Below are 21,226 nucleotides of genomic sequence, written 5' to 3' on the forward strand. Positions count from 1 at the left end.
AATGCTTGAATGGCTTCACTAAAAGATCTTAGAGACCGTATCGCTTCGGTTAAAGCAACACAAAAGATTACCAAAGCTATGCAAATGGTTGCAGCGGCAAGGTTGCATCGTGCTCAAGAGGCAGCGCAGTCTGCACGCCCTTATGCGAAGAGAATGGCTGATATTTTGACCAGTGTTGCTGCTGATGTAGATGGTGTTGATGCGCCTACTCTTATGCGTGGTACGGGGCGCGATGATGTGCATCTTTTGGTGGTGTGTACTGCTGAGCGCGGTTTGTGTGGTGCTTTTAATGTGCAAATTGCTCGTCGTGCACGTGAACAGATTAAGGCATTGTTGGCGGCTGATAAAATAGTAAAAATTATCACTGTGGGTAAAAAGGGCGCGGATATTTTATCGCGTGATTACAAAGGTTTGATAATTGACCATATCGATTTGCATGCTGTAAAGCGAATTGGTTTTGCAGAGGCAGTGATGATTAGTCAACGGATTGTTGATTTATTCAATGAAGGCGCTTTCGATGTTTGTACGCTGTTTTATTCTGAATTTGTTTCCGTAATTAATCAGCGTCCAACAGCTTTGGATTTGATTCCAATGGTTGCTCCAAAAGCAACTGTTAGGGCAATAGATATTGTGGAGCAAACCGATCATAACAAAGGTTCACAATCGATTGTTTATGAATATGAACCTGATGCTGCGTCTCTTTTAGAGGCCCTTGTACCACGTAATCTTTCGGTGCAAATCTTTCGGGCTTTGCTAGAAAATGTTGCTGGTGAAATGGGCGCCAAGATGACAGCTATGGATAATGCATCGCGCAATGCGGGTGAAATGATTAGTAAATTGACGGTGGCTTATAATCGTCAACGTCAAGCACAGATTACGACAGAATTGATCGAAATTATTGCGGGCGCTGAAGCGCTTTAAATGGAGAAGGTAAGGATTGATGGTAAAAGCAGTAACCTCAAGCAAAGGAACAGAAAAAGGTGAAAAAAAGAAACCAGCTGCTCGTTCCAGCGTGAAAAAAGCCGCTTCGAAATCTCAAGTGGATGTAAAGGCTTCCTCTGTACCTGCGCGTGATGCAGCTAAAGATACACCTGTAAAAAAAGATACATCCGCAAAAAAAGAAGAGCGTGCAAAAGGCGCTGTTGGTGAAATCAAGCAGATTATTGGTGCTGTCGTTGATGTGCAATTTGAAGGTGAATTGCCAAATATTCTCAACGCTTTGGAAACAGAGAATTTAGGTAATCGCTTAGTATTAGAAGTTGCGCAGCATTTGGGTGAAAATACTGTGCGTACGATTGCTATGGATACGACTGATGGTTTGATGCGGGGCCAAAAGGTTGTGGATACAGGCACACAAATTAGCGTTCCTGTAGGAGAAGCAACGTTGGGACGTATTATGAATGTGATTGGGGAACCGGTGGATAATGTGGGACCAATCGCTTCAACCAAAACACGTTCTATTCACCAAGAGGCACCTGAATATGTTGAACAATCGACTGTTTCGGAAATTCTTGTCACCGGTATTAAAGTCGTGGATTTGTTAGCCCCTTATTCTAAAGGAGGTAAAATTGGCTTGTTTGGTGGTGCTGGTGTTGGAAAAACCGTTCTCATTATGGAGCTTATAAACAATATTGCAAAGGCACATGGTGGCTATTCTGTATTTGCTGGTGTGGGAGAACGTACACGTGAAGGAAATGATCTTTATTATGAAATGATCGAAAGCCGCGTGAATGTGAATCCAAAAGAGAATAATGGTTCAACGGAAGGGTCAAAGTGTGCCCTTGTTTACGGGCAAATGAATGAACCACCAGGAGCGCGTGCGCGTGTGGCTCTTTCAGGATTGACAATTGCAGAAAGTTTCCGTGATGAAGGACAAGATGTTCTCTTCTTTGTGGATAATATTTTCCGTTTCACGCAAGCAGGAGCTGAGGTGTCTGCTCTTTTAGGGCGTATTCCTTCTGCTGTGGGGTATCAGCCAACTTTGGCAACAGATATGGGGGCGTTGCAAGAACGTATTACTAGTACAAAAACAGGCTCTATTACTTCCGTTCAGGCAATTTATGTTCCGGCAGATGACTTGACGGATCCGGCGCCGGCAGCGTCTTTTGCTCATTTGGATGCAACAACTGTTCTTTCGCGCTCTATTGCGGAAAAGGGGATTTATCCAGCGGTTGATCCGCTTGACTCTTTCTCGCGTATGTTGGATCCATTGATTGTGGGGGAAGAGCATTACACTGTTGCTTGTCAAGTGCAAACCATTTTACAACGTTATAGAGCGCTTCAGGATATTATTGCTATTCTTGGAATGGATGAACTTTCTGAAGATGACAAATTGCTGGTGGGGCGGGCGCGTAAAATTGAACGTTTCCTTTCGCAACCTTTCCATGTTGCGGAAGCCTTTACTGGTTCACCGGGGAAACTCGTTCCTTTGGAAGAGACAATCAAAGGCTTTAAGGGGCTTTGTGCTGGCGATTATGATGATTTGCCAGAAGCTGCTTTTTATATGGTTGGTTCGATTGATGAAGCACTTGAAAAAGGAAAGCGTCTCATGGCAGAGGCTTCTTAGTAAGAAGCTTCTTATTCAAGAGAAAACTGTCATGGGTATTTTTCGTTAAAAAGGACGAGTCGTTGGAGAAAACGGAGAGTCCTTATATCGGGTATTGTGGAGACTTTTGTGGAAAACAATAGAGAAGAGCATTTTTTATTTGAGCTTGTATCGCCTGAAAAAATTGTGTTTTCAGAGCAGGTCGTGTCTGTTGTTCTTCCTTCAGCCTCAGGTTATTTGACAGTTATGGCGCATCATGCGCCATTGGTGGCAAGTATTGTGTTGGGCAGTGTTCGTGTTCGCACCTCTGTGGGTGAAAAATTATTTGTTGTATGCGGGGGCGTTGCAAATATTACCTTTTCAGGCTGCTCTTTATTGGTAGAGCACGTTGTGGCTGTAGAGAATCTTTCTTTTGATGTATTAGAACAGCAGATTTTGCAGATTCAAGCGACGTTAGAAGGAGGGACAAGTGATGAGGACAATCATAAAATAGAGGCTTTTTTCCAGCAGTTGTCAGCTGATGGTGCTGTGTTGATAGAAGCGTAGCAGAGTATACAGGAAAAGATGACATGAGCGGAAAAAAGAGTACGGTTGTGTCTGCTAAAAGGAGTGCAAAACCTTTTCCTCATCCTGGTCGTGTCTTTGCGGGACCTTTGCCAAAGTGCTTTGTTTATATTTTTGCTTCTCTTATTTTGCAATGGGCTTATGGTTTAGGGGCTAATATTGTTCAGTCTAACATTGTCCATCTTACGGGTGATTTTCATGCAACTTTGGCCGAGACGACATGGCTGGTAGCGGCTTATATGGCGCCAAATGTGAGTGTAGCGATTATGTTGATCAAAATCCGCTATCAATTTGGGCTGCGCGCTTTTGCTGAATTATCAATTCTTGGCTTTGTTTTGGTTTGCGTGTTGCAGCTCTTTGTTACGGATTTGCGTTCTGCATTGATTATTCGCTTTTTTGCTGGGATTGCTGCTGCTCCTTTGGCTTCGCTTGCGCTGCTTTATATGATGGAGGCTTTTGCTCCAGCAAAGAAGTTTACTGTTGGTCTTAGTTTGAATTATATGAATGCGGCTTTAGCGGCACCTTTATCACGTTTGATTTCTCCTGATTTGCTGGAAAATGGTGGTTTTTCCAGTCTTTCCGCTCTGGAAATGGGGTTGGTTCTTATCAGCTTGGTCTGTATCTATACTTTGCCTCTTACTCCTGTTGTGCGTAGTAAGGTTATTCAAAAATTAGATTGGATAAGCTATGGTTTGATTGCTCTTGGTCTTGGATTAAATGCTGTGATCATGTCTGTTGGCATATTGTATTGGTGGTATGAAGCACCATGGATTGGTTGGGGGCTCGCACTTGCTATTTTCTCGTTGGCTATTGCTATTATTATTGAGCTTAATAGAGAAAAACCGTTGATTGATCTCCGTTGGATTTTCAGTAAAGAAATGGTCCAATCTGTTTTTATTTTATTTATTTTTCATGTTTTTTTATTGGAGCGGTCAAATTTGCCCGTAGGGTTTTTTAATCTTTTTGGTTTGCTCAATCGTGAGATGGCGCCCATGTATCTTGCGGTGACATTAGGGATTCTGTTAGGGGGGGCTGTTTGTGTCTTTTTTTTACGGGCGGGGCGTGAGGATTATTTTTATTTGTTGTCTTTGGGTTGTTTGGCGTTAGGAGCTTATTTAGATAGTCATGTAAACCATTTAACGCGCCCACAAGATATGATGTTGAGCCAAGGGTTGGTGAGTTTTAGTTATGCACTTTTTTTGCCTCCTGCTCTTTTCAAAGGGTTTGTGATCGCTGGTGAGCGAGGACCGCGTTACGTTTTAAGTTTTATTGCTGTTTTTTTGCTAACGCAAGTGACAGGGGGATTGATGGGGTCGGCTTTTTTTGGCAGCCTTCAGTTTTATTTTGCCCATAAGAACTTTGAGTCCTTAACACAAAATATTATTATTACTGATCCGCTTATTTCTGGTGAGATGAATACTTTATTTTCGCCTTCTTATGGTGTTTCTGTTCCCAATGGCTTGAGAAGTGAGCAGGGTACTTCTATGTTGATAGAGAAATTTAAGTTAACAGCAAATATTTTTGCTTATGATGACGTTTTTCGGCTTTATTTTTATATTTCAATGGTTGTATTCGTTATTTTTCTTGTCACAATGATTGTTAAGTCATGCTCTTTGCGTGCATTAGAAAAGTAGAGTAATGTCATAGAAAGAGGGGTGCAAAAAATGATAAAAAAATTACGGTCAAAAGCTACGATTGTTGCATTCCTATCGGGCATTACGGGTGTTTTGCTGATTTTGTGGGCTTGGAGGCTTCCTCCTTTTGTGAGTAACATTCAAATAACGGATAATGCTTCTATTAAGGGCAATGTTACTCTGGTTAGTTCACAGATCTCTGGGGTGATTGCACGGATTTATGTGCAAGATTATCAACGTGTTGAAAAGGGAATGCTGCTTTTTGAGCTCGATGATTCTCTTTTTCGGCAGCAGCTTGCACGGGCACAGGCTGTTCTCGATTCAAAAAATGCAAAACTGGCAAGTATTGAATTACAAGCACAGCTTTTGCAGGGCGAAATTAATACAGCAGAGGTGGAATTGGCGCGTTCACGAGCATTTTCCAATGTTGTTCCAGATAGTAAAAAGTTAGGTTTTGGTGATGCGGCAAGTTCTGTTTCTCGTCCTCTTTCACAACTCTTGACAGCTCTCGAAACAAAACGCCAATTGCAAAAACAATTGGATCTTGAACGGCAAAGTTTACAGTCAGAAATTGCGGGAGCGAAGGTGAGTGTTGAGTTGGCAAAACTTAATCTCGATCACACAAAGATTTTATCTCCTCGAACAGGCTATATTGGATTAGTTGGAGCGCGGGTAGGGCAATATGTTATGCCAGGGACACAATTGGTCTCTGTTATTTCTGATGATATTTGGATTATTGCTAATTATAAGGAAACGCAACTTTCTCAGATGCGTGTGGGACAACCGGTTGTTTTTTCTGTTGATGCATTGAACAACAAAAAGTTAACAGGGCGTGTGGTTCGTTTTGCACCTGCTACAGGCTCAGAGTTTTCATTGTTAAAAACGGATACGACAATTGGTAATTTTATCAAAATTGCGCAACGTATTTCAGTACGGATTGCTTTAGATCCTGGGCAGGAAGGAATTGAAAAACTCATTCCTGGCATGTCCGTGGTTACCTATGTAGATACTTCGCAGCGAGTCGATTCTGGAGGATGAAATTTTGGGTTTTTTCAGTTTAATTTTTGCGTCATTTACTTATAGCAAGTGGTTGTTTACATTGGAAGATTTCGTTTGGTTTGCTATACTAAATGTTTTAAAGCTCTTAGGCTTCTTATACTTTTATGTCATGATGTAAAATAATGTTCCTTAGAATATTAAAGCGCATGCATCTTTACTCACTTCCATTTCTTTTGAACTAACTTAGTAGGGGGGGGGAGTATTGGAAGCTTTGCCTGTGGTTTTGCACAACACTGTCCTTTGAGGTGTGGTGTCACCGCATGTTTGGAAGATGGGGGTAGGGGGGATGCCAGATAAAAAACTGGATTATAGACTGGGTCGGATGGGAAACTTATCCTTTTGGGTGAGGGCGTAAAGTTAGGAGGAAGACGTAAAGTTTATATTTTGTAAACCATAAAAATGCCCGTTTTAAGGCGGGCATTAAAAGGGAAGGTTATTGGTTGTGTTATTAATTTTTACGGATCAGTAAGAAGCTTACTAAAACGACTCCTGCTGCTAATGCGAGGGTTTTTTTAGGATTTTCTTTCGCTTTTTTCTTTAATTCTGTAGCATGTTCGTTGAGGTGATAAAGTGCGTGACGGCCTTTTTGTTTCCATGTGTTAAACAGCTCAGAAATATTTTCAAAGCTATCATTTTGAAAACTCCAATGATTTACGGGGACCAGCTCTCTTTTTAATTGTGCTATACGTTTTTTAATTTTAGCATTTTTTCTATGGGGTGAAAATAGACACATTTATTGACTCCTTCATGTGTTAAATTGTTGTGTGACAGTTGGGATGGTGTTTGGGGTTTTGCTATAACGGCTTGAACATTGAAAGGTTGCATTGATAATGCCGCGCGTGGGTGAGATGAGAATTAAAAGTTTGGGTTTAATGAGGCATTTCTTAATGTACTTGAGTTCATTTCGTGATGGTGTTTGTTAAGGATGTAAGGTAAAAATTTTTACAAAATGGTGTAAGATTCATTCATAAAGATGGTGGGCGATGTCTTCATTTTTTTGTTTGTTTAAAGTGTTGGGATAGCTTTTGGCACTTGAAATAGTTTATAAGGAGTTTTTATCTATCTATTCTCTTGTGGCTGTAGGGAGTGGTATTGATTGATTCAATTAAGAAGATTTAAAATGAGGAAATCTTACGATATTTGGGGTTGCTATTCAAATTTGTAAAAAATAGATTATTATAAATCAATATGTTGGATTAATTTGGCGATGTCTTTCATGCATTTTTAAAAATTGCGCTTTGATAGGCGTTATCTGTTGTGTTGTAAAACATTGTTTTGTGGTGACGTTGATTAAGGTATCGGCATGCAACTTAAAAATACAGTATTGTCTCTGTTTTGTTTCAGTTTCTTTTTGAAGCAACCAAGTGTAGAAGTATAAACTTGAACAGAAGTAGTAGAACTTATCCGGTGCGTCTATAGAATGAATCTACCTATGAATTGTATTGCATCAGTGTTAGTAGGTAGAACCTTTTGAGAGCAATCTGTTAAGATTGGTGGGCGGTGTAATTTTCGTCCTTTGAAGCGCGGAGGAAGTCAATGTAAATAATGATTGATAGCGCAGGTTTTAAAAATTTGAGGACTTGATGAGTACGACCTATTTTTTATCTAAACCACTTGAGCGTCGTCGATCTGTTGGTGTTGTTGTTGGTGATGTGATTATTGGGGGGCAGAGCCCGATAGTTGTACAGTCAATGACTAATACAGATACCGCTGATGTTGATGCAACTGTTTCTCAAGTAGCTGCTCTTTGGCAAGCTGGTTCACAATTGGTTCGAATTACTGTTGATCGCGATGAAGCGGCGGCGGCTGTACCAAAAATACGGGAGCGATTGGAGAGATTAGGATTTTTTGTACCATTGGTTGGGGATTTTCATTATATTGGTCATAAGCTTTTATCTGAGCATCCTGCGTGTGCTGAGGCGCTTGCAAAATATCGCATCAATCCTGGAAATGTTGGTTTTGGCGCAAAAAAAGATCGTCAATTTGCAGAAATTATAGAGATTGCTTGTCGGTATCATAAACCTATTCGCATTGGCGTGAATTGGGGCTCTCTTGATAATGCGTTGTTAACACGGCTTATGAATGAAAATGCACAGCAAGAAAATCCTTTATCGGTTGCTGAAGTGATGCGGGAAACTGTTGTTCAGTCGGCTTTGCTTTCGGCTGCTTTAGCAGAAGAGTTAGGATTGGGGCGTGATAAAATTATTCTTTCTGCTAAAGTGAGTGATGTCCAAGATCTTATTGCTGTTTATACCACCTTGGCGGCGCGTTGTGATTATGCTCTTCATTTGGGATTAACGGAAGCTGGGATGGGAACAAAGGGCATTGTTGCTTCTTCGGTGGCTTTGGGTATTTTATTACAGCAAGGGATTGGTGATACGATACGAATTTCCTTAACACCAAAACCTGGTGGTGATCGGACACGAGAAGTAAAGGTGGGGCAAGAACTTTTGCAAGTGATGGGGTTTCGGCAATTTTTGCCTGTTGTTGCGGCTTGTCCTGGTTGTGGGCGCACAACCTCAACGGTCTTTCAACAATTGGCACAAAAAATTGAAGCAGATTTATACAAAAATATGCCTGTTTGGCGTGAAAAATACCCTGGCGTTGAAAGCTTGAAGGTTGCTGTGATGGGATGTATCGTCAATGGACCGGGGGAGTCAAAGCATGCGGATATTGGAATCTCTTTGCCTGGAGTGGGGGAAAGTCCTGCGGCACCTGTTTTTATTGAGGGACAAAAGGTAAAAATTTTACGGGGTGATCACATTGCTGAAGAATTTGAAGCGCTTTTGAGTGATTATATTCATACACGCTTTGGGCAAGGTTGAGGTAAAAATCGCATAAGGTTGAAGTAAAAAGGGTGTGTCGTTTTTTTTTAAACAAGCTGTCTTCAATGTGAAGATGGTGCTGTTGTATGCTGCTTTAGCTATGGTCAATACTGTTGTTGGTTGCTTATTATTTTAGGTAAAACCAGATGATATGCCTGTTTTAGAATCAGAAGCTTATGAAGGATATTAATGAGTTTGAGTGTGTTAAGACTATTAAGCAAAACGATATGAATACTTTAAATAGATCCGTAAATGTTGTTGCTGGTTTTTTGGCTGCTCTTGAGACAGTAAAATATTTAACGGATTCTTCAAATATCAAATTATAGAAAGAACATTGTTTATTGATTTTTCAGGCATTTTCCCAGCATTTTTTGGGGTATCAAATTGATAGGATTGGAAATCCTTATAGCGATTATAGTCCTATTTGTCGTAAAATGTAAGCTTTTATATTGATATAAAATGATGTATACGGGTGCCTTTTTTGGCGTTATTGGGGGAGTGCATGACAAGTATATTAGCGTTTGGCTTTTTATTTAACGGTATAAGGATTTTAACTGGCGCCTTTATTGTCTTTTATATGCTTGAAAAAGGCTTAACGCTTATTGATATAGGTGTCATTAAGTCGTTTCAGGCTTTTATTATGATGGTTACCGATATTCCTCTGGGATATTTTGCTGATCGAAAAAGTTATAAAATATCGATCGTTTTGGCAGCGGCTTTTGCTGCCACATGGCTCTTTCTCATGGGATTTTCTACAAGCTTTTATGGTTTTCTTTTGGCAGAAACTTTTAATGCCTTATCGCTGACATTAATTGCTGGAGCCTATAATGCTTTACTTGTTCAATATGCAAAAGAAAAATTGACATCCACTAAAAAAGTGCTTGGTTCCAGCTCTCAATATAATTACATCGGCATGTTTATATTCAGTTTAATCGGGGCATATTTTGCTGATTATTCGAGCCAATATATATGGTATATCGCGGCGTTTTTAATGTTGATGACAACACTATTTGGTTTGTTTTTTCTTGATGACTTGAAGGGGGAGAAAAAACCAAATAAAGCGAATTCTCTCATTTGTGAAGCTAAGGAGATGTTATCTATTTTTATTAAAGTTCCTTATATCTCTTTATGCTTTTATTTTTCATTGATTTTTTTCAATATATTCTCGCAGTATTGGCAGTGGATATTTAAAGATCATAATATTAATGTCACTTATTTTGATCTTGGTGTGACATTTTCATTGATATTGCTCTCTCAGCTCTTGGCTAGTTTTCTCTTTACAAAACTAAGTGAAAGAGTGAATTTTATTTTACTGTTGTTTCTTTCGGCTTTACTGATTTCTACAGTCGCTTTCTTTGAACCAAGAAAAGAAATGGCTGTCATTTTAGTCTGTATGATTTTTTATCTCATTAAGTATACATATCTTCGTGTAGAAGTTATCTTGCACGATAGTATTAGTGATCATTTCAGGGCTACATATGAATCTTTCTTGTCAACCGTTGGGAGATTTAGCTTATTGGTATTTTTTTACATGAGTGCGTATATGGTCAATATATTTGGCTTTTTCTCACTCGTTTATATTTTTGCTATTTATTTATTGATTTACTTGTTGGCGGTATTTTTTTTAGAAGGAACTCTCAAAAAAGTTCAGTGAAAATATTAACTTATTACGATACGTATTTTATAGGGTTTCATAGTGGGGCAAGGCTTTTATTTATTAAGGCGCATCGTTGTTTTTGCATGTTGAATGAGAAAGCTGAATAGTCTCAGTTATTCTTATTTAAAATCTATGTATGTTGAAGCAATCAAAGTCACCTGCTTGTACGTTATAAGTGGGCGTGGCATAACAATCATTACAAAAGAAATGAAAATGCTGCTCATGAATATTGCACAAAGAGTTGCTGACAAGAGTGGACGCTGATAAAGAAAATGATTGTGCCAGATTATATGCTTATTAAGGAATGGTGATAGAGCAGTTTTCCCATTTTCATTGGTTCCTTGCTGGTAACCCTTTATCTCATTAGAGCTAATTTAAGCAGTCGGACAATTTATAGCCTGTCCTCATAAGAATTCCCGTATGATCGATTTTGATATTTTGATGATCTATTTTATTGTTGGTATATTTAGCGGATTTTACCATTGCCTCCTTTAAAATATCAATCATCTTGTTGAGATAATTTTTTTACGTTGTACATTCTCATTTTTGAGTATTTTCTCTTTGATTGTGGCGTTAGCTCTGTATTTTCTGATGTTAGAAAATACTCTTATCCAGATAATAAACTTATCTATGGAAACTTTGAATGATATCTCCCCTCGTTGAGAGGGAATAAAACCAAGTACAGAAATATTGTTGAGTACAATTTGCTATAAATAAGCCACAAGAAAACAGCATATATTGATATATTTGATAGGAATCTGTTAAGCCGTACAAATTATGGTCATTAAAAGGTAAAGCGATGAAATCGTTATCCATAACGCGTGTTGTAACATTTATAACTCTTTTTTTGTATCTGTGTTGTTGGGATGTACGCGCGTAGATAGTCTAGAGTAGTATAATAAACTTTACGAAGAATATATAAGTGAAAAATACGAGGCTTTTGAACATTTTCAAAAGCAAGAACAAGCAAGAAATTTCGTCTATAGCCGTGGCTATCAGAATATCGTACCAAAGTTTGACATTATACGGCATCGTCACATACTGATTGTTTTATGTGGACGTTTTGTTAATTTATTGCGTGGTGATTATAATGAATGGATATCAGCAGATATGTTACTCAATGTCATAAGCAGTTTGCGTTATGACTATAATTGGAGAGAAAGCGATTTTATCTGGGCTTATAATATGTCTATGAATTCTACCGACCCCATGATTGATTACGCGAAAAAGTTTCTTAATTCTTCAAGTGAAAATGGCATGAGTTTCAAAACACAAATGATTGATCTCGTGTCGAGTATGAGGACCGGTGATGATGAAAATGTTAAACAAATAGCGCGTTTTTGCATAGAGCTAAACACGATATATGACATGATGAAACCAAGAAGAATTTACAAATGACATTGAATGGATAATGAGAAAAATTCTCTCGAAGGATATTCAATGGCTATAATACTCTTGATAATTGCGGCATTTTCTTGGCCATGTTGCATGTTTTTTTATTATGGCTTCAAAAGGTGGACATATTTTCCAGCTTTTACAACAGGCATAGGTTCACTTACAATGATGCTTTTCATCTTAATAAGAAAATTGCACTTAAAGGAGGAAATTTGCACTTGGATTGAAAAAACTACTTATCACAAATTAGATTGCGCTATTATATATAATAATAAGGACTTTTTTATCTTTCTGTTGCAATGATCATTCTCTGTTTATCTTATCAATTCTCTTTTTATGTGATGAATTGAATAAACGAGATAAAGAGCGTGATGAATTAAAGTTGTACAGTGATCATGATTATTATTCAATTGAAGTTATTACACACTTTTGTAAATAAAAATGTTTCTTCTTTTGAAGGAGCATGCCGACACAATTATTCACTTTGCTAGCCCCTAATGTTGCGGACAGCCCTTGGCTTTTAAGACGTTCATAAGAGGCAGTTTTTAGTCTTTTCTTTGATGTTTTGCCCCACACGGCTTTTCCCGCTTGTGACGTGCAAGAAAGTGATTTTGATTGATTTAACATACACAGATTTGAAATGAGAGAATCTTACGGTATTCAGGGTTCTTATTCAAGTTAAAAACCGCAAATTATCATTATAAATCAATGTATTATATATTTCTTGCTAAGAAAAGAGAGATCGGTAATAATATTTTTTTGGTCTTTCGTTCTATTGAAATTAATGGCTTTATTTATCCTGTTATGCCGTAACATACTGTCATTTGAGGGGTGGTGAAGGTATCTTGTTTGATACATTAAGTATTTTAAGAAGTGTATGGTGAATATTCTTAAGTCTTGTTTATTGCGTCTTTAGTTTAAGTGAATCGCATGCGTGGAAAACGAGAGAAACCTACTCGGTAGGACACTAGACTGTTTACAGAGCAGATTGGATTAAAAGACTTTGTTCTTTGAGGGTGGCATAAAAATCAAAATAGCCATTATATTCATTTTTTTCTGATATTTTAAATACGAGCTTCAAAAAAATGATGCCTAAACTAAACAACGAGCACTTTTGTAAAAGTGTTTTTAGAGAGCAAGTAATACACGAGTGAATTTACAGAATGTGACCATATTTGATCTTTTACAACAAGATAGCGTGGAAAGGCATAAAAATTACGACTCTTTACTGAGGGCAGTGTACTCCTAGGGTTGGCAATAAACAACAGATGACTTTGATAAGGCTACAAAGCCAATCGGCATTTTTATTGTTTTTTGCGGGTTTATAAAATGCCTTGTTTTATTACTTATTCTGTTTATTTTTTGCCTTATCGTTAGAAGATTAAAGACATAAAGGAGAAAACGAGTTTTTCTCTTTCCGGTTGTTTTTTATTCGGCTTTAAAGCACCCACTACCCACTGTAATATCTTTTAAAACATGGTGATTACGCATTGTTTTACATTTTGTTTCTTTTAGTCTTTAATGAAAGGCATTTTTCATGCAAAATAGGATACCTAGAATGCATTTGTGTTATAAATTTACGCGGCTTGTTTTAATGAAATTCCTCTTAAGATTTGTCGCACCCATTTCATGATAAGGACTATAATGGAGATTAATGGTAATGTTTCTTGGAAAAGTCTATTATGCATTCAATAAATATGACGGTGTACACTATGTACAATAGGTGGATGAAGTTTAATTTTGGCGTATTGCACTAAAGTGTGCTGCTTGTTGGAGGGGGAGTGCTTTAGCGCCAAAAGGATGTAAGAATGCTTCTGCTTTACTGATGAGTGTATCTCGCTTTTTTTGGGTTTCTTTAATGCCGTAAAGATGAACAAAAGTGGCTTTTTGTGCCGTTTCATCTTTCCCAGCCGTTTTTCCTAGGGTTTGCGTGTTGGCAGTGACATCAAGAAGGTCATCGGTTAATTGAAAGGCTAAACCAAGATAGGTCCCAAAATCAGTAAGTTTTTCAGTTAATTCTTTAGATGCATTGCCAATGATGGCACCTGCTTGGCAAGCAAAGCTTATCAGGGCTGCTGTTTTCATGTGTTGTAGAGTGATGATGTCAGTACTTTCTTGCGGTCTTTTTTCAGCTTCAAGGTCCAGCATTTGTCCACCTAACATACCGCCAAGTCCTGCCGATTGTGCAAGAGACGTGATCAGCTTGATTCTAATATCTGTAGATAGATTACTAGCTTTATGGGCAATGATTTCAAAGGCAAATGTTAAGAGGGCATTGCCTGCTAGAATTGCTGTTGCTTCATCAAATGCTATATGGACGGTGGGTTTTCCACGCCGGAGTATATCGTTATCCATAGCGGGAAGATCATCATGAATGAGCGAATAACAATGGATACATTCTAAGGCACACGCAACATCAAGAGAATGTTCTACAGGGACATCAAAAAGTGCAGCACTTTGAATTACAAGAAAAGGACGCAAGCGTTTTCCACCGTTCAGCACACCATAGCGCATGGCTTTGATTAAATTTTTAGGGCGTGAAATTTCACCATTTTGGATTTGATCACTTAACAGGGTATCAAGCCGCTTTTCAACGGTATGTCCATGTTTTGCAAGAAGGGTGGTAAATTCGTGCATTCTTGCTTCCTTTGTTTTTACAAAAATGAAATTATGAAGTTTAAAGAGAAAGGTTGTCGCTTTTTCTTGTTTTCATAAATTGGCGTCGTTTTTTATTAAAAAACAACTTCTCTTTTTATCTGTATCCCTACTGTATGCGCAAATCCCTTTTTAAACCAAATAAAAATTGAATGAAGGGCTTATAAAAAAGCTTTCATTGGTGTATAAAATTCTTAAATTTTGCAGTGTTTTTGATATTCATTTGATTATTGTGACACCATTTTTGATAACAGGAAGGTCATTTTTGGTAAGAGGGGGATCATTTTGACATTGCCTCTTCTTTTTTATCAGTGTATAATATCCTCAAATTTTATGGTGTTTTAAATGAAGCATTGTCATTTTTGACATTGCTTTTTCTGTTTTAATGGATTTGGAGTGTCTTTTTATGGCTGTACCTAAACGAAAAACCTCTCCAGCGAAGAGGGGCATGCGCCGTTCGGCTGATGCTCTGAAGGCGCCGACTTATATCGAAGATAAAAATTCTGGTGAATTACGTCGTCCTCATCACATTGATTTGAAAACGGGAATGTATCGTGGGCGTTCCGTTTTAGTGGTTAAAGACTGAGCGTTTTCTTTCTTTTCCAGAGGTCAACTTCTTTTATTTCATCGATCAATGCACGCTTGGGGCGTGCATTTTCGCTTTAAGATGAATGTTGAGGTTCCCTTGCATCGTCTTCTATCGATGTGGAACAGCGAATGTATCGTGGGCGTTCCGTTTTAGTGGTTAAGACTTTAGCGTTTTCTTTCTTTTCCAGAGGTCAACTTCTTTTATTTCATCGATCAATGCACGCTTGGGGCGTGCATTTTCGCTTTAAGATGAATGTTGAGGTTCCCTTGCATCGTCTTCTATCGATGTGGAACAGGGAATGTATCGTGGATGTTCCGTTTTAGTAGTTAAAACTTTAGCGTTTTCTTTCTTTTCCAGTGGTGAACTTCTTTTATTTCATTAGTGAATGCATTGGGTAAGATGCGTTTTTCACTTTTTCTTGAGAACATGTGTGGGATAAAGTTTTGCTGTAGAGAAATGATTCTATTGTGGGAGATGATTTTCTTGTTTTCTTGAGAGGCTATAAGGGATTGCTTGTATCAGTGTCTTTTATGATGACTTCGTTAAGAGCTTGGGTATTGATATAAGTTAGCTCAGTAATAAAATCATTTTGTATCGCACTTAATCTTTATTGACTGTAGAGAGAATCCTATTAGACCGTAAAATATCGTCGTTTAAGGCGGTTGATCCATGTAAGGCTTTAAGCATACCGGTGTTTTTTATGAGAATATTTAAGGCAATGGTTTGTCTATAGGCTTATATTGTGACATGTGATTCTCCTTAAAAAAATAGAGATCGACATCACATTGATTTATAAAGATCATTTGTTGTTTTGCGCCTTGAATGGAAGGTCTATCGTAGGATTTTCTCATTTCAAATTTTCCCCCATGTTGAATCAATGACAATCACTTGCTTTTCGGTCACAAGTGGGGCTGGCATGTGGGTGAAAACTCTATAAAAAAGGAAAAATGTTTATAATGAATATTTTCAAATGTAAGAATTGTTGTAACATTGGGGTTAAGTGTATGCTGATGCCAGCGTGCTTTCTTATGAGCAGAAAAGAGAAAACCGTTACAAGACAGAAGGTGTACACATTCAATAACCTTTAGTGCTTTTTATGATAAAGGTACATGAGACTTTTCTATGAATATCACGCTGTATTTTCATGTTTTTGAACTAAGAATTGTCTATATATTTTTCTTATTTTTGTGAATATAAGGGATTTGTTGCGAACAGCTTGTAAAAATAAGTAAACTTAAAACCAAATATGTTATGTGTGGGGGTGAGCAAAGTATTTTATCAAAGCCGGTACGACTCTCCAGTTCATAGCTGGTTTATGAATGATTTTATGGTGTTGCTTACCTAAGTTTATGATTTTTTTGTTATCTGTTCATCACTAGACAACATATTGATTTATATATATAATTCATTGTTTTTCATATTGAATTAGAACCCCAAATAACGTAAGATTCACTCATTTCAAATCTCTCTATCTAGAATCAATCAAAACCACTCGTTTGCACGTCACAAGTGGGATGAGTGTGTGGATAAAATTTGTATAAGAAAGAACTAAAAATGGTTCTTATGAAGAGTCTTAAGAGCCAAGGGTTGTCGCAACATTGGGGGCTAGCAAATATAATGATGGTGCCGGCTTGCTTCTTCATAAACGTAAAGATGGTGGTGCTCAATGGCTTTATCGTTATACCATTCATGGTCGGCGCCGTGAAATGGGCTTGGGTGCCTTGCGAGATGTTTTTTTAAAACAAGCCCGTGAATTGGCAACTGGATGGTGGGCTGTTTTACGTGAGGGGCGTGATCCCATTAAAGAACGTGAGAAACAAAAGCGTGAGGCAATGCGCAATCTCCATTATTTAAAAGATATCGTGTTGGATGCTTTTGAAAGCCGTAAAGCTGAATTAAAAAATGATGGTGAGGCTTGTGATTGGTTTTCACCCTTACACCTTTATATTTTCCCCAAATTAGGCTGTCTGCCTGTTTCAGAGATTACGCAAACAGAGATACGCAATACCCTTGCCTCTATTTGGCATACAAAAGCTGCAACAGCAGATAAAGCACTGAAGCGTCTTAATTTTTGTCTCAAACATGCGGTTGCATTGGGTGTGGATGTTGATTTACAAGCAACGATAAAAGCACGCGCGCTCTTAAGGTAAGCAACGTCATAAAACTATTAATAGACTAGCCATGGATTGGAAAGAAGTCACTGCCTTTTATCAGTTACTCTGTAAAACATAACATAACTGGCTTTGCGTTTGCTTGTCCTGATAGGCGTTCGTACTAATCCTTTGCGTCATATTCGTGAAGATCAGATTGAAGATGATAACTGGACAATTCCTGCTGAGAATATCCAATCTTTAGCGGTCTGTTTAAAATAGAGATTGAGACTTTTAAGAGTTCTATGAATCGTTCTAGATTTTTTGTGTTCGATTGGAATAAGAATATTGCGTATATCTCGTAATTTCTGAAATAAGAAACTTCATTTGGGAAAAATATGAAATTGAAAGGGGCAATGCTAACGTTCATTTTTATTGTTATTTTTTAAGTTAGTTTTACAGCTTTCAAAAGTATTTGGAATGCCTTTTACAGAATGGAGATGATGGTTTTAGTTCATGCTTTTTTTATCGTGTTCTTTAATGGGGGGAATGCTTCTCATGCAAAATAGAGCGCCCAAGACAAAATATGCTTATGTTGTACTGTCAGGCATTTTTTTAAAGGAATATTTTTCAATATTTGTGGCATCCATTTTATGACGGCGTTTTTGAATGTTACAATGGTTTTGTAGAAGGGGGGCAATGGTAAAGTTTCGGTGTAGTGTATAAACGGCACTATGATCTTTACGCTTAATAAAAAAGCAAGCCCCGCCCTTACACATCTTGCCAGATTCCAATGTTGGTATATCCTTTGGTGCTTGAGACAGTGTCTCGCTCTTTTTGTACAGTTTTTACCCACAGATCAACTCCACTTGTGATTGACAAGCAAGTGATTTGATTGCTTCAACATGAGAGAAATTTGAAATGAGAAATCTTACCATATTCAAGATTCTAATTTAATAATGAATAATGCTAGATTATGATGATTAATCAGTTTGTTATCTATGAAGAAAGAAAATGAGGAAGAGGAATTTGTCGAAAAGTTAGATTGTTTATAGATTGGCGCTGGTTAAGAAACTTTGTCCTTAAGGGCAGAGAGGATGTTAAAAAATAAAACCAGCTTTTCGCTGGTTTTATCGAAATATCATCATTATGATGAAAGAGTGTATTATGCAGCGTAGACAGCTTTACTGTTTTCATCTGTTTCTTCTCTCTCAGTTTTAAACTCGCGTTCCGGCTTGTTGGAGAGATGCATCTCTATGAGATTGATAGCTTCTGTTTCAGAAAGACTATTAATAACCGCAATTTCGCGGGCCATTCTTTCAAGAGCAGCTGTATAAAGTTGGCGCTCAGAGTAAGATTGTTCAGGTTGTAGATTAGAGCGGAAAAGATCACGGACCACTTCAGCGATACAAATAAGATCTCCTGAGTTGATTTTAGCATCATATTCTTGTGCACGACGTGACCACATGGTCCGTTTAACGCGTGCTTTTCCGCGTAAAACTTTTAAGGCACGTTCGACAGAATCACTAGCAGATAATTTACGCATTCCAACGGAAAGGGCTTTTGCAATGGGGACTTTGACATCCATCTTATCTTTCGCGAAATGAATGACAAAAAGTTTTAATTTATGTCCTGCAACTTCTTGATCTTCAATCGCTATAATTTGTCCTACTCCATGCGTAGGGTAGACGATATATTCAGAGGTTGCAAATTCTTTGGTCTTGGAAGACGTTCCATGTTGGGATGCCATATTTTAGTTTACTCCCTTATGATCAACAAATGTATCGGAAAACAGGTTATAAACCTGAGGGTTGAGTTTTCTTTAACCAAGTATATTGTACCAATTAAGTGAGCATAAAAGCCGAGTACTTTTAAATCAAAAAAAAATACACCGCTTTACTATAACAAGCAAAGAAAAATACTTAGAAAGATGATCATGTTAAAATAACACTAACATCAAAATTTAAAAGAATCAATCATTTCGCTTAAGGATTTTTTATTTTTACAAGAGAAGTCTTTCAATCGTTGAAGGAGGAGAGTGTACACTTTATCATTACTCTTCGCCACTTCCTGGATTTTCTGAAAAATACTTTTCTAATTTATTTGGAACACCATCCATTTCTTTTGCTTGAGGAAGAGGATCTTTTTTGGTGGTTAGATTAGGCCATTTGTTTGCATAATGAAGATTGAGTTCTAACCACTTTTCTAATCCTGGTTCTGTATCAGGTAAAATCGCTTCTGCTGGGCACTCTGGCACGCAAACACCACAATCGATGCATTCATCGGGGTGAATAACAAGCATATTTTCCCCTTCATAAAAACAATCAACTGGGCAGACTTCAACGCAATCCGTATATTTGCAGTGAATGCAGTTGTCGGTTACTACGTGGGTCAAGATCAAACTCCATTTGTTACTTTAATTCTCTTTAGAGGAAAGTGTGTGCGTGTTTTTATGATTGGTGAGTTGATCGCGTAGTACAGCTAGTTTCGCAAAAGGTGAATCAGGATTAAGGCGCTTTTCTTTTTGAAAGGGCTTATGATTTGCATGTTTTCCTTGGGATTTGTGGAACTTATGAGAGCGTTTTGCTTGTGATGGTGCTTCTTGAGGGGAATTTTCATTTTTGTATTCCGCTTTTTTTACAGCGTTCTTCGATTTATTTTGCCACTTATTTCCTAATTTATCACGTTTTTTTTGTGCTTGGTGGTGAAATTGGTGCCTATAATGCCATAATAAAATAACTTTATCTTCTTCTGTAGAGCGAGGGGATTTGGCGAAATTCCCAACAGGTTCAGCTGCTGGTAAACGATTGGTTTTATGGAGATGTTTTTCAATACCAGAGGATGAAGTGTTTGGGAATGAGGTATTTTTTTCTTCTCGTGTTGTTTCTAAATCGCTTATTGTTTGCCATTGACTTCCAACGCATTCTGCTGCAGGAACATCTTGCATTGCCCTATTGACAGGGGAAGAGGCTTGGTGTGCAAAGAGATTTTGTTCAAAAACAGTATTGCTTATGCTGTACGATTGATAACCAAGTCCTTTGAGGATTTCTTCCATATCGTTTCCGTTGGCCCCAAGAATGGACATCATGGCTGGTGTAACAAAAAAACTTTTGCCATCATAGGCTCCATCGGGTCTGGGATCACTTCCTTGTTTCCAATGAAGTGCGGGACGGATGAGATTGGCAAGACGTTCTAAAATATCAATCCGTACAGCACGTTGTCCTAAGATTCGGTAGCCGGCTAATTGATAAAATTGGCGGTTATAGTTAGGGTCAACAATTAAAGAGGTTCGACCAGCAGATAATGCTGAAAAAATTTCACCCAAACCAGTTTGATCTTGTCCCGCATTTTGAAGATTCCACAGGAGAGTAATGGCTTGAACCGGAGCAGGTTTAAGCATTCCGGCAACATAGATATGAAAAGCGCCAAAACGCACGCCTAGACGCCGAAGAACGGCACGTGATTCTTGCGCAAGGTTTTTGACAATGTCTAAGACTTCGCGGCGTGGTAAAATCCCTAAAGAGTTAAAAAGTTGTAAAGCAAGACTGTTTGTTGAATCCGTTAAATTATCAGCATTGCGCAAATCAAACAGGGGTTTTAAAGTCGTTTCAAAATGAAAGGTGACAAAGCGTTCTAATCGTTTCACAACGTTATTGCGGGATTCTCCTGTGAGTTGTTCATCTGCTAAAACAATCAGTTTTGGTTTGAAAAAATCTTCTGTTGCTACAAGTTGTCCTACGGGTTGACCAATCCAGCGCACAATTCCATCAGAACTGAGGGTAAAATCTCCATTTGCAGAAGCACAAAAACGTGTCGCGCGTTTGGAAAAAGCAAGAATCAAATTCTCATTCTCTGTTGAAATTTGCTTCTCAGCTATTTGATCGGTACTGTTTTTGTTGGCATAAAAACGAAAACCTTCAAATTTACCCCTTCCGTGTTTTTCAATGAGAATATCATCTTGAAGAATCTCATTCTTTTGAACAATCTTGCTATCCATGATCATTTTCTTTCTCAGTGTGACACTGGTCAAAAGCTTTTTGCGACAATTTCATAATGGTGCTCTTTCTTTAACACGTTTGTTGCGTTTGCTTCAATCACTCTTGTCATTTTTTGCTGTTTCTTTGCGCCTTTAAAACTTGAATGATTCTTTTTTCATTCAGGTTTCATTCAGTTTGGATGCTTTATATTTGCAAATTACACTTATTAGTTGTAT

15 protein-coding genes and 1 pseudogene are annotated in these 21,226 nt (G+C 38.0%); 10 read left to right on the plus strand and 6 right to left on the minus strand.

What is annotated here, in order from left to right; all coding sequences use genetic code 11:
- Positions 1-9 precede the first annotated feature (9 nt).
- The 5 genes from ACFINL_RS02625 (at position 10) to ACFINL_RS02645 (ending at position 5,781) form a co-directional block, all read left to right on the plus strand.
- Positions 10-921, plus strand: a complete 912-nt coding sequence (locus ACFINL_RS02625; protein ID WP_375611723.1) for a F0F1 ATP synthase subunit gamma — start codon at positions 10-12, stop codon at positions 919-921.
- 19 nt (positions 922-940) lie between these two features.
- Positions 941-2,566 (plus strand): F0F1 ATP synthase subunit beta, encoded by a 1,626-nt coding sequence (gene atpD, locus ACFINL_RS02630; RefSeq protein ID WP_375611724.1) that lies wholly within the window; start codon positions 941-943, stop codon positions 2,564-2,566.
- 108 nt (positions 2,567-2,674) lie between these two features.
- Positions 2,675-3,091 (plus strand): ATP synthase F1 subunit epsilon, encoded by a 417-nt coding sequence (gene atpC / locus ACFINL_RS02635; protein WP_375611725.1) that lies wholly within the window; start codon positions 2,675-2,677, stop codon positions 3,089-3,091.
- Positions 3,092-3,114: 23 nt separating this feature from the next.
- A complete protein-coding gene (locus ACFINL_RS02640) occupies positions 3,115-4,743 on the plus strand; it encodes an MFS transporter (protein ID WP_375638260.1) in 1,629 nt (542 codons plus the stop codon).
- Between the two features lie 30 nt (positions 4,744-4,773).
- On the plus strand, positions 4,774-5,781 hold the full coding sequence (locus ACFINL_RS02645; RefSeq protein WP_375611727.1) for an HlyD family secretion protein: 1,008 nt from the start codon (positions 4,774-4,776) through the stop codon (positions 5,779-5,781).
- Positions 5,782-6,250: 469 nt separating this feature from the next.
- On the opposite strand, the gene ACFINL_RS02650 is transcribed toward ACFINL_RS02645, so the two are convergent.
- A complete protein-coding gene (locus tag ACFINL_RS02650) occupies positions 6,251-6,535 on the minus strand; it encodes a hypothetical protein (RefSeq protein ID WP_375611728.1) in 285 nt (94 codons plus the stop codon).
- Between the two features lie 850 nt (positions 6,536-7,385).
- Between ACFINL_RS02650 and ispG the strand changes: the two genes are divergently transcribed.
- From ispG to ACFINL_RS02665, 3 genes are all read left to right on the plus strand, one after another.
- Entirely contained in the window at positions 7,386-8,627 is a 1,242-nt protein-coding gene (ispG, locus tag ACFINL_RS02655; protein ID WP_375649823.1) for a flavodoxin-dependent (E)-4-hydroxy-3-methylbut-2-enyl-diphosphate synthase, read from the plus strand.
- A 502-nt stretch (positions 8,628-9,129) separates the two neighbouring features.
- Complete coding sequence (locus ACFINL_RS02660) at positions 9,130-10,281, plus strand: MFS transporter (RefSeq protein WP_375621014.1); 1,152 nt, start codon at positions 9,130-9,132, stop codon at positions 10,279-10,281.
- A gap of 1,077 nt (positions 10,282-11,358) precedes the next feature.
- Complete coding sequence (locus ACFINL_RS02665; protein WP_375611730.1) at positions 11,359-11,682, plus strand: hypothetical protein; 324 nt, start codon at positions 11,359-11,361, stop codon at positions 11,680-11,682.
- A gap of 1,731 nt (positions 11,683-13,413) precedes the next feature.
- Here the strand turns inward: ACFINL_RS02665 and ACFINL_RS02670 are convergent.
- The gene (locus tag ACFINL_RS02670; RefSeq protein WP_375621012.1) at positions 13,414-14,316 is read right to left on the minus strand and encodes a polyprenyl synthetase family protein; all 903 of its coding nucleotides are present in this window, start codon (positions 14,314-14,316) and stop codon (positions 13,414-13,416) included.
- 424 nt (positions 14,317-14,740) lie between these two features.
- On the opposite strand from ACFINL_RS02670, the gene rpmF reads away from it, so the two are divergent.
- Complete coding sequence (gene rpmF / locus ACFINL_RS02675; protein WP_005774555.1) at positions 14,741-14,920, plus strand: 50S ribosomal protein L32; 180 nt, start codon at positions 14,741-14,743, stop codon at positions 14,918-14,920.
- A 1,601-nt stretch (positions 14,921-16,521) separates the two neighbouring features.
- Positions 16,522-17,271 (plus strand): annotated as a pseudogene (locus ACFINL_RS02680) (tyrosine-type recombinase/integrase); the annotation flags it as partial.
- A 332-nt stretch (positions 17,272-17,603) separates the two neighbouring features.
- Here the strand turns inward: ACFINL_RS02680 and ACFINL_RS02685 are convergent.
- The 4 genes from ACFINL_RS02685 to ACFINL_RS02700 form a co-directional block, all read right to left on the minus strand.
- Complete coding sequence (locus ACFINL_RS02685; RefSeq protein ID WP_375649830.1) at positions 17,604-17,807, minus strand: hypothetical protein; 204 nt, start codon at positions 17,805-17,807, stop codon at positions 17,604-17,606.
- Positions 17,808-18,178: 371 nt separating this feature from the next.
- Positions 18,179-18,763 (minus strand): CarD family transcriptional regulator, encoded by a 585-nt coding sequence (locus tag ACFINL_RS02690; protein ID WP_273790499.1) that lies wholly within the window; start codon positions 18,761-18,763, stop codon positions 18,179-18,181.
- Between the two features lie 303 nt (positions 18,764-19,066).
- Entirely contained in the window at positions 19,067-19,408 is a 342-nt protein-coding gene (gene fdxA / locus ACFINL_RS02695) for a ferredoxin FdxA (RefSeq protein WP_015856977.1), read from the minus strand.
- A 21-nt stretch (positions 19,409-19,429) separates the two neighbouring features.
- The gene (locus ACFINL_RS02700) at positions 19,430-21,010 is read right to left on the minus strand and encodes a hypothetical protein (protein WP_375649836.1); all 1,581 of its coding nucleotides are present in this window, start codon (positions 21,008-21,010) and stop codon (positions 19,430-19,432) included.
- Positions 21,011-21,226: the final 216 nt, after the last annotated feature.

Source organism: Bartonella sp. AA78NXGY (assembly GCF_042197005.1).
Lineage (GTDB): Bacteria > Pseudomonadota > Alphaproteobacteria > Rhizobiales > Rhizobiaceae > Bartonella.